The organism is Anaerosporobacter faecicola (assembly GCF_012070565.1).
Classification (GTDB): Bacteria; Bacillota; Clostridia; order Lachnospirales; family Lachnospiraceae; genus Anaerosporobacter; species Anaerosporobacter faecicola.
In genome coordinates this window covers 43159-55583 of the sequence record NZ_JAAQRO010000030.1, presented here as the reverse complement: position 1 = coordinate 55583, position 12425 = coordinate 43159, and the positions used below count along the sequence as shown (strand labels likewise).

General features: G+C 36.0%; 12 protein-coding genes. 1 reads left to right on the top strand and 11 read right to left on the bottom strand.

Translation table 11 applies throughout. The features are described from left to right. Positions 1-34 precede the first annotated feature (34 nt). The 10 genes from HBB17_RS12770 to HBB17_RS12725 all read right to left on the bottom strand — a co-directional run bounded on the left by HBB17_RS12770 (position 35) and on the right by HBB17_RS12725 (position 10174). Positions 35-370: an Hpt domain-containing protein gene (locus HBB17_RS12770; protein WP_167957889.1), complete on the bottom strand. Its 336-nt coding sequence runs from the start codon at positions 368-370 to the stop codon at positions 35-37. Between the two features lie 211 nt (positions 371-581). Continuing rightward, positions 582-1919: a methyl-accepting chemotaxis protein gene (locus HBB17_RS12765; RefSeq protein WP_167957888.1), complete on the bottom strand. Its 1338-nt coding sequence runs from the start codon at positions 1917-1919 to the stop codon at positions 582-584. A 1-nt stretch (position 1920) separates the two neighbouring features. Continuing rightward, positions 1921-2448 (bottom strand): chemotaxis protein CheW, encoded by a 528-nt coding sequence (locus tag HBB17_RS12760; protein WP_167957887.1) that lies wholly within the window; start codon positions 2446-2448, stop codon positions 1921-1923. A gap of 21 nt (positions 2449-2469) precedes the next feature. Beyond that, positions 2470-4629: a chemotaxis protein CheA gene (locus tag HBB17_RS12755; RefSeq protein ID WP_167957886.1), complete on the bottom strand. Its 2160-nt coding sequence runs from the start codon at positions 4627-4629 to the stop codon at positions 2470-2472. Positions 4630-4673: 44 nt separating this feature from the next. Next, positions 4674-5069: a response regulator gene (locus tag HBB17_RS12750; RefSeq protein WP_167957885.1), complete on the bottom strand. Its 396-nt coding sequence runs from the start codon at positions 5067-5069 to the stop codon at positions 4674-4676. 19 nt (positions 5070-5088) lie between these two features. Next, a complete protein-coding gene (locus HBB17_RS12745) occupies positions 5089-6114 on the bottom strand; it encodes a protein-glutamate methylesterase/protein-glutamine glutaminase (protein WP_167957884.1) in 1026 nt (341 codons plus the stop codon). A 14-nt stretch (positions 6115-6128) separates the two neighbouring features. Further along, a complete protein-coding gene (locus HBB17_RS12740) occupies positions 6129-6932 on the bottom strand; it encodes a CheR family methyltransferase (RefSeq protein WP_167957883.1) in 804 nt (267 codons plus the stop codon). Between the two features lie 13 nt (positions 6933-6945). Next, on the bottom strand, positions 6946-8019 hold the full coding sequence (locus HBB17_RS12735) for an HD domain-containing phosphohydrolase (RefSeq protein WP_167957882.1): 1074 nt from the start codon (positions 8017-8019) through the stop codon (positions 6946-6948). 6 nt (positions 8020-8025) lie between these two features. Continuing rightward, complete coding sequence (locus HBB17_RS12730; protein ID WP_167957881.1) at positions 8026-9450, bottom strand: sensor histidine kinase; 1425 nt, start codon at positions 9448-9450, stop codon at positions 8026-8028. Between the two features lie 520 nt (positions 9451-9970). Continuing rightward, the gene (locus tag HBB17_RS12725; RefSeq protein ID WP_167957880.1) at positions 9971-10174 is read right to left on the bottom strand and encodes a DUF3185 family protein; all 204 of its coding nucleotides are present in this window, start codon (positions 10172-10174) and stop codon (positions 9971-9973) included. A 602-nt stretch (positions 10175-10776) separates the two neighbouring features. Between HBB17_RS12725 and arcC the strand changes: the two genes are divergently transcribed. After that, a complete protein-coding gene (arcC, locus tag HBB17_RS12720; protein WP_167957879.1) occupies positions 10777-11709 on the top strand; it encodes a carbamate kinase in 933 nt (310 codons plus the stop codon). A gap of 138 nt (positions 11710-11847) precedes the next feature. Here the strand turns inward: arcC and HBB17_RS12715 are convergent, their stop codons facing one another. Further along, positions 11848-12402, bottom strand: coding sequence for a DUF1653 domain-containing protein (locus tag HBB17_RS12715; RefSeq protein WP_167957878.1), 555 nt, complete (start codon positions 12400-12402; stop codon positions 11848-11850). Positions 12403-12425: the final 23 nt, after the last annotated feature.

Here is a 12425-nt window from a genome sequence, read left to right as displayed (position 1 = left end):
TTCCCCCATAGAGTATTCGTTAGTACTAGTGTGCTTATTGTGGTAAACTCTTCTTCTCCTCTAATAATTTTGCATATTGAGACATAATATTCGACATATCTTTCTGTCTAAGCTTCTCTACAATTGGAATGATACTAGTTAGAATGGGCGTTACCCCCATATTAGCAATAACCCCTTTTAAAGCATGTGCTTTTTCAAATGCTTGTTCCACATGATGCTCCTGTAATTCCTCTCCAAGTTCTTTAAAATTAGGGTCATGAAGTAATATCTCATAGCATTCCAGAAAAAAATCCTCATCTCCAAGAAATCGTTCGAGTGTTGTATCCACATTACAACCTTTTTGTTTTAGTTCTTCTAATACTTGATTCATGTCATACTCTCCCTCATATATTATGTAAATTTTAAGTCACTTTCGATCTACTCCCTGTAAATCTACTCCCTATTTATCTATAAAAAATGTTTTTTTATCATAATATTTCTAGCCATAAGTTTCAAGAGGTCAGTATGAATTTCTCAGACCGACCTCTATTTTCCCCATCAATTGTAAGATCTACAGCTCATCCTATTAGAAGAGGTTTTATTTAGTATTTTCCAAAACTATCATCTAATGATATGATTCTCTCATTCTTTACGTTATTATATTTTCCTGTAGAAGTGAATTTTTTCTTAGGTGAATAGTAAGCTCCACCATAGTTACCGTCTTTTAAATTGTATTTGCTCAGTAAATCTCTTAAATTCTCCGCTTGATTTGATAATTCTTCACTTGCTGATGCACATTCTTCACTAGTAGCAGAATTAGTCTGGACAACTTGTGATACTTGGGTAATTGCCTGATTGATTTGTGATACTGCCGTTGCTTGCTCATTGGAAGCAGTTGCTATATTATCAATTAATTCCACTGTTTTCTCAATAGATGCTACGATGCCACTTAATGCGACCTGCGTGTCTTTTGCTAATTCAGAACCGCTATGTACTTTTCGAATAGAATCTTGAATCATCTCATTGGTCTCACTGGCTGCTGCTGCACTCTTTTCTGCCAGATTACGTACTTCTTCTGCTACGACCGCAAATCCTTTTCCATGTACCCCCGCTCTTGCTGCTTCAACTGTAGCATTTAATGCTAATAGGTTGGTCTGAAAGGCAATATCATCAATTACTTTAATAACCTTAGAAATACTTTCGCTTGAGTCATTGATGTCATGCATTGCTTTCATCATTTCCTTCATCTGTACATTTCCTTTTTCTGCACCATTTTTAACTTCATGAACAATCTGGTCAGCTACAGTTGCTTGTGTTGCATTATTCTTCGTCTTCTCTGCAATTTCATCCATAGAAGCCGTAATTTCTTCAATGGCACTTGCTTGTTCCGTTGAACCTTGAGCTAAGGATTGAGAGGCATCAGAGACCTGTTCTGCTCCTGCTGTAACCTGCATTGTTGATTCACGTATATTTCCAAGTATAAGATTGTTGTCACGTACCATATCTACGATGGCACTTCCTAAAAGGTCTTTTGAAGATTTCGCTTCAACTTCCATATTTAAGTTCCCTTTTGCAATTTCATGCATGATTTGCGCTTGTTCTTTTGTAGACACCATGAGGCGATTTAGTGCATCAATGATCACACCTAATTCATTATCGTACTCTTTTACGATATCTACATTCACATCTCCTTCACTCATCTTCTCCAGTGTATTTACTATTTTGTCGATTGGCTTATTAACTCTTGATATAATCGTGATAATCGATGCGATGGCAACAATTATACCAATTGATTCAATAACCACATAATTTGCTACCATAGAGTAATTACCTTCTTTATATCTTGTGTAGCAAGCGATTCCCCCGATCAAAGCAATAATGAAACTAAGTATGATATAACTTAAAATGATTCTAGTTTTAATTTTAATATCCTTCTTCATATTATTCACTTCTCCCTTCTTCCGTAGCCATTTCAGCTTCTTCCGTTACCCTCTCAAATAGTGTGATTTCTTCGTTATTAATAAGTTTTTCTGGATCTAATAGAAGTTTTACCGAGTCTCCTACTTTCCCCAATCCATACACATATTTGTTCTTAGCATTTCCATGTGTCAAAGATGGCGGTGGAGCGATGTCCTCCTTATTGATCGTTACTACTTCTGCAATATTCTCAACGATTAAACCTACAACTGTATTCTTAACTGATATAATAATAATGCAAGTTCGATCCGTATACTCAAATGGTTCCTGCTTAAATCGTATTCTTACATCAATTACTGGTATGATTTTCCCTCGTAGATTGATTAATCCTTTGATATAATCTTCCGTTTCTGGAATTTCTGCAATCTTCTGTATGCCAATAATTTCTTGGACAATACGGATCTCTAATCCAAAATACTCATTTCCCGAACGAAATGTTAGATACTTTCCTTCCTGCGTATCTTCTTCGTATTCCTCCATATTTTCTTCCATTATCTCAGCTCCTCTCTATATTCAGACAAGACCACCTACATCAAGAATTAGTGCTAAACTGCCATCCCCTAATTGGGTACAACCACTAATTCCATCTACACGCTTGATATAGGTAGGTATTGGTTTAACAACAATCTCTTGTTCCCCAATTAATCGATCAACCAATACACAGACTTTCTTTTCTTCATGTTCTAGAATAATGATGATTGCTTTGTCTGGTTCCTGCCCTGCATCTTTAATATGATACCGTTCATCCATACGTAATAGTGGATAACATTCCTCTCTTACCATTACATACTCTTCGCCATTTGGCTCCTTTATGAACTTCGTTTCCTTTATGCTAAGGAATTCCTTAACAGCACTTGTCTCTACTACAAATGTTGTTTCTCCCACTACCATAACAACCCCTTCAATGATTGCTAAGGTTAAAGGAATCTTTAATGTAAATGTACTTCCCTCATTCATCGTTGACTCAATATCCAGCCTTCCTCCAATTTCCTGTATATTCTTCACTACGACATCCATTCCAACTCCACGTCCAGATACTTCCGTAACTTGCTCTTTTGTAGAAAATCCTGGATAGGTAATGAATTGATAGATTTCCTTATCCGTAAGGTCGGACTGTACCATTTTGTCACTAATTAAGCCATTCTCTTGAGCCTTTTGAAAGATCTTCTTCGGATTCATACCTTTGCCATCGTCTCGAACGATAATAAATACTTTTCCGCCTTCATTCTTGGCTTCTAGTACAACCTGACCTTTCTCTGGTTTTCCTTTTTCAATTCTTTCTTCCTTACTATCCTCAATTCCATGATCCACAGAGTTTCGGATCAGATGCATCAAAGGATCTGAGATATGCTCAATAATATTCTTATCAACTTCTGTTGTCTCTCCTATAATCTGTAGGTCAATTTCTTTTCCTAATTTCCTTGACGTATCAAAGACGATACGATTCATCTTTTGAAATACATTCGTAAGGGGCATCATACGCATAGACATGATGACATCTTGCATTTCGGAGGTAAACTTGGTCAATTGTCTCGCCGCTTTTTGGAAATTGGATAGATTCAATCCCGGAACTTTTAAGTCTGGATTTTGCAGTACAACCGATTCGGCAATTACGATTTCTCCAATTAGATCCATCAATGAATCCATCTTTTCTACATTAACGCTGATAAAGTTCTGTTGATGTTTTTCCTTGTTCTCCTTGGATTGTTTGGCTAAGACTTTTTTCTTACCTGCTTCCTTTGTCTTAATAACATAGTCGCCAGGTTGTGGGGATTTTTTTTCTTCGTTCTTATCTTCTTCCTTTTGTTTTGCCATTGCCCGTTCCTGTATTACAGAAACATCAGAAACAAGATCAATGACTTCATTATTATCCTCATTCTCAGCAAATCCTTTTAAGAAGTCTTCTCCACTAATCTCATCAATCTCAATCGATGAGATTTCTGAACTGGTATCAACTAATTTCATTACTTCTTCTTTACTTGCCTGCGCCTGCAACAGCATTTTAAATCCCTCTGCTAAGATCAGATCGGAACTCTCTGCATTGGATACAACATCCTCTGGTGTGTATTGCAGATCCTCTGCAATATCTTTCAATGCAAATATTGTAGAATATGCTCTTAAGTTTGCCATCTGCGTATCAGGCTTGTAATAGATATGTAAGAGAAAGAACTGACTCTTCACATTGGCTACAGGAGCTACATAATATTGTGCTACGTTATCTGTTTCCTTTTTCTCTGGTACCTTTTCTCCTGCTTTCTCAATGTTATTCTTAATCTTTTCCAAAAAAGCTTTAATCTCTTCGATTAGTTCATCTGGACAACCATCTGGTTCGTTTCCATTCTTAATCTTTTCAAACTCACCAGTGATAAAATCAGTTACTTGAAAAATGTAATCGACCATTTCCATATGTGGAACATGTTTTGGATGGGATTCTCTTATATAATAGAAGATATCTTCTAATTTGTGAGCCAGTTCTGTGATGTTATCATACATCATAACTGCAGAAGATCCCTTAATGGTATGCATGATACGAAAGAATTCGTTGATGGTCGCTTCATCAAAGCTTTCGTCATCTTTCTTCTCTAAGGTGGTTGCTTCCATTTGTTCTAATAACTGCCCGTTTTCATAGAGGTACATGTCTAACATACCTTCTGTACTAAATTCTTCAGCCATTTTTCATCCTCCCTTCTCGATTCTTTTTTCATAACCCCCTCCTTTCATGGGATCAAATCTAATTTTCTTAATACTTCTTCAAATTTTTTAAAGTCAATTGGTTTCGCACAATAAGCAGAACAGCCCATTTCAAAAGCCATCTTTACATTCTTTTCTTCATTTAGGGCAGACATCATGACAATTTTAGCTTTTTTATCTTCCGGAACATTTCTTTCCTTTTCCATGTCTCGTATTGTTTTTAACGCTTGATACCCATCCAAAACCGGCATCATAACATCCAAACAAATTAGATCATAACCAGTTCCTTCATCTAATGCCATCATGTATGCAAATGTAACTTCCATTCCATCTACAGTGGCATCACATTCGCCATATTGCGCTAGATACCTCATGAGCGATTTTCTACTAGGAAAATCATCCTCTGCAACCAATACTCGCATTTTTCACCCTCCCTTTTTGTTAATTATCTAAAAGGCTGTAGATTTTTTGTGCAATTCCATTTAAGGGAATTTGATATTTTACTGCACCAATCTCGTAAGCCACTTTAGGCATTCCATACACAACACAACTCGCTTCATTCTGACCAATTGTCTCAGCTGAGACTTGTCTCATGTTTAATAAACCTTGTGCACCATCTGCACCCATACCTGTCAGGATCACACCAATCCCATCTTTACCTGCTGCTTTTGCAACAGATTCAAACAACACATCCACAGAAGGGCAATGACCGCTAACACGTTCTCCTTTTTTGCACTCCACCTGATATCCCCCATTCATTCGGATAAGTCGCATATGGGCATCTCCTGGTGCAATTAATACTTGCCCCGGTAAAACCTGCATTCCAGTCTGCGCTTCTTTTACAGAAACAACACATTGGTTATTCAGACGTTCTGCATACATTTTAGTAAAACCTGGTGGCATATGTTGTACGATGACTACTCCTGGGATATCTCGATCAAAACACTTTACTACATCAAATATTGCTTCTGTTCCACCCGTAGAAGCTCCAATCGCTATTATTTTCTTTGATCTGCTACTAGCAGATGCTATTCTTCCTCCTGGTGAAGAAGGTAATCGCTTTAAATTACCTACCTTTACTGTAGATGCAATCTTTACTTTTGTGATCAGTTCATTCCTCATGAAATCCGCTAACTGCTTCCCATTCATGCCTGAAGGTTTATTAACAAAATCTACAGCTCCCGCATCGAGAGCCTCAAACACCCCTTCCGATAATGCACTAATCACCACGGTAGGCAACGGGTATTGTGGCATGAGTTTTCTTAAAAACTCAATTCCATTCATTCTTGGGAGTTCAATATCCAATGTCATTACATCTGGATGATACTCTAATATGGCATCCCTTGCTTCATAAGGGTTATTAGCTGTTGCTACAACATCAAGAACTGGATCGGTTTTTAACATTCTTATCAACAGTTCTCGGAAAACAATGGAGTCTTCCACTACAAGTATTTTTATTCGTCGCATTGTACTTACTTCCTTTATAATGGTTTTCGATAAACGGATGGTTGAATGTATTCAAATGGGATTATGGATCGGTTAATGGATTCCGTTGCTCCTATGAACAGATACCCACCTGGCATCAACACATCATACACTTTATTCAATAATTCTGTCTTTGTTTCCTTATCAAAGTAGATCATAACATTACGAAGAAATATAACATGCAAAGGTTTTCGAAATAGAAAAGGTGACATTAAATTAAAACTTCGAAATAAAATGTTATCCCTTATCTCCTGAATAACCTCATACTCGTCGTCCTTTTTTCTAAAGTAGAGTTTTTTCCATTTTTCAGGAATCTCTGCAATATGGCTTTTGCTATACATACCTGTCATTGCGATCTTCAATGCATCCGTACAGATATCGGTAGCAAGAATCTGCGTATCCCAATCCTTCCATTCAAACCCAAAGAAATCGTGAATGATCATAGCAAGTGTGTAGGGTTCTTCACCAGTTGAAGCAGCACCACACCAGATTCGAATATCTTTGCTATTTTCCTCCCTTATCTTCAATTGTGGAAGTACGTTATCTTTTAAGTAGATAAAATGTTCCTTTTCTCGCATGAAGTAGGTATGGTTTGTCGTAAGGATATTGATTAGATTCTCTACTTCTTTTCCTGTAATATCTTGCTCCACATAGTCCATATACTCTGTATAACTATGGAACCCATTCTTCATAAGATATGGTTCTAATCGACCTTTCACTAATACTCTTTTATCGATCAGTATGATTCCACATCTTTGTTCAATAAAATTAACAATTCTTAAGAATTCTTTTTCTGACATATTCTCTACCTACTTAGTGCAACTGTTTGATGATTTTTCCAAAAATCTGAAAAATCTTTGGATCAAAACTTTTTCCTGCTTCGTTTTCCATAATTTCTAATGCATCTGCTCGAGAGATTTTACTACGATATACCTGTTCATTCGTCAAGACATCGAATACACCTACAATATTAATGATCCTTGCTTCCAATGGAATATCCTCTCCCTTTATTCTATTGGGATAACCGAGACCATCCCACCTTTCATGATGAGAAAGTGCAATTCTTTCTGCCATTTTGAGAAATCGATTTTCTCCACAAGATCTTTGTATTTCATGAATGATCCTTGCACCTTGTGATGTATGTTCCTGAATCAACTCTTGCTCGGCTTTACTAAGTTTTCCTGGTTTACCAAGAATACGGGTCGGAACACTAATTTTACCTATATCATGAAGCAACGCAGCAATTTCGATGGTATCCACGAATTCCGTTGTAACGATATCTTCATATTCTAAGGTTAAGGATAAGCTTTCAGCCAGTATTCTTGCATTATTGGATACATTGGATAGATGAGAATATCCTCCCTCGGCATCAGAAAACTCCGTTAACCTGGCTAATGCATACAGGATATTCCTTTGCTCTTCTTCGATTCGAAACATCTGCTTTTGCACCATTACATTTAGTTTTTGGTTACACATCTCCATCTCCTGCTGCATGCTATAGATCTTGAGATGGGTAGCAAGCCTTACTTTAACCTCCTCCACTTCAAATGGTTTTGGTATAAAATCAACTGCACCTGCTTTAAAGCCTCTCACTTTGTCCGGAGAGGAATCTAATCCAGATACAATAATAACTGGTATATCCTTCGTCAATTGATTCTCTTTTAATAGATATATAAAATCGTATCCATTCATATCTGGCATAGATAAATCGGTTAGGATGATTTGTGGTAATTCCTTTTGTAATATTAATATTGCCTGTTTAACGCTTTTTGCAGTTAATGCAATATATCCTAGACTCTCTATAATTCTGCTTAAGATCAATAGATTTGCTTCCATATCATCTACAACTAAGATTCTTGGTTTTATTCCCTGTAACCCTTCCTTCATATGTACTCACTCCTCTTTTTCTAGGGTAGGCAGCATTTTCTTTACCTTTTCATACTCACTAACACTTCGTTCATAATCCTCTCTTCGTATTGTCATTTCCAATTTGAAGATCTGTTTGATAATTTCCATATCTGCACCTTTTGCAAGGTCTTTCACTACTTTTGCAATTGTTTCTGCTCTTTCCCAGTTTCCCATCTCAATACAGAGAATTAATTTCTCCATATTCTTCTTAAACTCCTGGCTATTCTCTTTACTTCCCCATTGATAAACGATGCTGTTCTCTTCCTGTACCCTTGAAGCGATTAATTGTGGAAATCCTAACCTACTTGTAATCTCTACCGTCTCTGTTTTTTGTTCATCTGTTTGAACAAATATGGTAAATGCAAATGTTGAACCTTTACCTGCTTCCGACTCCACCCATATGTTTCCGTACATCATATTGACCAATTCTTTTGTAACGGCAAGTCCTAGTCCAGTACCTCCATACTTTCTTGTTATTGACCCATCTACTTGGGAAAAACTCTTGAATAATTTATCTTTGTTTTCTTGGGCAATTCCTATACCTGTATCGATAACCATAAAAAACAGTTCTATTTTATTCCCTGTACTGCTAATCTTATCTACTTCCAATCGCACCGATCCAAAATGTGTGAATTTCACTCCATTTGACAAGAGATTGTTCAAGATCTGTCCGATTCGTAAAGGATCGCCAAACAATCGATCCGGAATATGCTCCGATATATGTGCACTTAAGGAAATTCCTTTTGCATTTGCCTGTCGTATATTCGTATCAATGGCTTGTTGAACCGTATTACGAAGAGAGAATTCTCCAATTGATAAAGTAAACTTTCCCGCTTCCATTTTAGAAAAATCCAATAAATTGTTGATGATCTTCTCCATATTAAGACAACACTGGTTTACAATCTGTAATGTTTTCGTCTGTTCTTCATCAAGAGACGTCTGTTCTAATAGATAATTGATCTGCCCTTTAATTCCATTAACCGGCGTTCGAAGTTCATGTGTTACATTGGCTACTAACTCCGATTTTGCTTGCAATGCATCTTCTAATTTTTTTTCAGTCTGTTTTACTTCTTTCTCTAACTTTTGTTTATTCTCTAAATTTTCAATGGTACATAAATAGTGGACGGAATCCTTTTTCCATTCCACCATACTAATATGTGAAAAAAAACAAGTCTGGTTCTTACGATACGCAACTTCATTGCCATCATAATTACACAGACTTGCTCCTATTTTCTCTATTGATTTTCCTTCAAAGCATGGAAATAGCTGATAAATTGTAACTTCTTCCGTCTCCTCATAGCCGAACTCTACCATAGCTTTTGGTGAGCATAAAACGACCGTACCATTCTCATCAAAGCCTAACATTATCCCCATTAATTGTATTGGAACATTCTCTAATATTGTATCCATATGTATCACCTTCTGCTTCCCTTACCCCTAAGTTTAAGCATTTATGTCAGAGTATTCGATCCCAAAAAATTGTTATGTTTCGTATTTCATCATATCTCAACATTAGTAAGTTGTTATGTTACAAAATATTTTCAAATATTTACACTACACAAATATATTATATATTATTTTCTATCATTTGTAACTATTTTTGTGATTTTTCTTAGAAAAAATTTTAATTTTTTTAAGATTGAAGAGTAAAAAAGACAATTTTAAGTATCTTTTTCAATCATTGTCCAATTTCAGAAGTATGCTAGGATTGCTTTTTAGCACTGTAAACTCCATCTCACATCTTCCTTATGTGCGAGTGCGCATCCCCCCGGAGGGTTTCTATAAGCGGAAAGTCGGAGGACTTTTCGATTATAGAAAAAAAGACTTAACTTCTCAAAATATACTTTTGAAAAGTTAAGTCATATCAATACTCCCACTCATTCTTTCATTCGTTTTAAGTTCTCTTATTGCTGATGCTATGATATACTTTCTATTGTTGTTTCTTTTTTTTCAAAATAAATACAATTCCAAGTACAGCAACAACAATACCAATGATGATAAAGATTGTTCCAGGATTAGTTGAACCATTGGAGAAGAAACTTTCTAATTGTGCTTCTACAGAGTTGTTCAAACTATATCCATAGATTGCTAACCCTGCTCCTACTAATAAAAATAAGATTCCTAAAAGTGTCATTGTTATTCCTCCTTTTATTCTTTTTTTGTTATGAAATCCCCTCCACATCTTAAATCATCATGTAATCTAAACATTTCCTTCATTCTCCCTATCCATGTAGATTTATCCATGATTAGATTTTTCATAACTTAGTTCTTTATGTAAATATAGGAACTAGCGAAAGGAAACCAATTTGATAATGGTTTATTGAATTATTAGTACTTTACTTACTTTTACCGAATTTGCTTATTTATGTAATTTTATATATATTTTATACTTTCTTTATACTTTTTTAATATATACATAACTATATCATACCTATTCATAAATTACTACTACTTTTTTGCCTTACTTTTTCTTTCATACTTGTTCAAAGCAAGAACATATATTACTAGAAATTTTCCTTAACGCAACCAAAGAAAATGAAAAGATTACAAATACCACATTGGAATCCACCTCTTTTTATGCTATATTAGTATCAAAGAGTCAAATCACCGTTTGGCCTCTGTTTGAACGATTCTTCCTTGTATAATACTAGGAATCTTTCATTCACAAATACCTGATCATTTTATAATGATGAGACACTCTCTAGGAATACATAATTAAGAAATGAGGTAATGCCCATGCAGAACAAAAAAGTTGTAGTTGCTTTAGGACACAGCTCCTTTGGAAAGACATTTCCAAAACAACAAGAAGCGATTAAGAATGCTGCTGTTGCTATCGCTGATTTGGTCGAAGCCAAATATCAAGTAGTGATCACGCATAGTAATGCGCCTCAAGTTGGTATGATACATAAAGCCTTGACGGAATACAGCCGTCTTGACAAAGAACAGACCGTTGCACCAATGTCAATCTGTAGTGCAATGAGTCAAGGATACATCGGATACGACTTACAAAATGCCATCCGTACAGAACTTTTAAATCGTGGGATTTATAAAACGGTTTCAACGATCATTACGCAAGTTCGCGTAGATACGTTTGATCCTGCCTTTCACAATCCAACAAAGGTGATTGGACGAATCATGTCTGCGGAAGAAGCAAAAGAAGAAGAAAAGAAAGGGAATTATGTAATTCCTGAAGGTGATGGATTCCGCAGAATAATAGCTGCTCCAAAGCCTATAGACATCTATGAGATTGATGCTATTCGTACTTTAGTAGATGCTGGTCAAGTTGTCATTGCTTGTGGTGGCGGTGGTATCCCAGTTTTAGAGCAAGGAACTAAACTAAAAGGTGCCAGTGCTGTAATCGAAAAAGACTTAGTGAGCGCAAAACTAGCTGAATTACTTGAAGCAGATACCTTGCTTCTATTAACAGGAGTGGATCGTGTCTGCTTGCATTTCGGAGAAGAGAATGAAACTCCACTTGATACCGTTAACACAACGGAAGCTAAGAAGTATATGGAAGAAGGACATTTTGCTGCTGGTTCCATGCAACCAAAAGTAGAAGCTGCCATTAATTTTGTATCAACGAATGCTTCCCATACTGCAATCATTACAAACCTTGATAAAGCAAAGATTGCTGTAAAAGGGAAAACTGGAACTCATTTCGTAAAATAAATTTTATGCTGTGTTTAAAAACTGGCTATTCATTAAATGAGAAGCTAAAAAGAAAATTAACACCGAATATATAGACAAATAAAAAACAATTTCCAGGTACGGAAATTGTTTTTTATTTGTCTATATTTGTTAAGAAAACTAACGTAATCTTCGATCTTCAAATCGCACATGGGTAGTTAGACAATTTCTGATTTCATCAATCTGTTCTTCAACTGTCTCTGTTGCTAAGACAAGATCCAATGACATGGCAATACTATTGACCATCTGCTCATCAATCTCATTCTTAATTGCACCCAAAACTTCCAATTTTTCTTGATAAGATCTGGCATCCAAGAATGTAAGCAGATTCGCTTGTATATCTGTTTCCTGTCGCTCTTTCATATTCTCGCTTCTCATCTGTACTTCATTGGTTTTCACTTCTGTCTTTAGTTGTGGTACAGGTAATATTTGATGTTTCGGATCAAATACTTCAAATCGATATTGTTGCTTTACATCCGGATATTTCACATGGTCCACTTCACTAAGGAACATCGTCAGTGGGCGAACCGTTACAACATAATCTCCATACAATGCTTGGTAAACTACATATTCTTCTCTTGTTTCCGAATGTACGGCTACTGCTACGATTTGATATAGGTTTCCTTTAAAATGTCTCATGAGCGTCCCTGGTACTAATACGCTTCGATCCTGCATGGTTTTTCCTCCTTTATCTCATA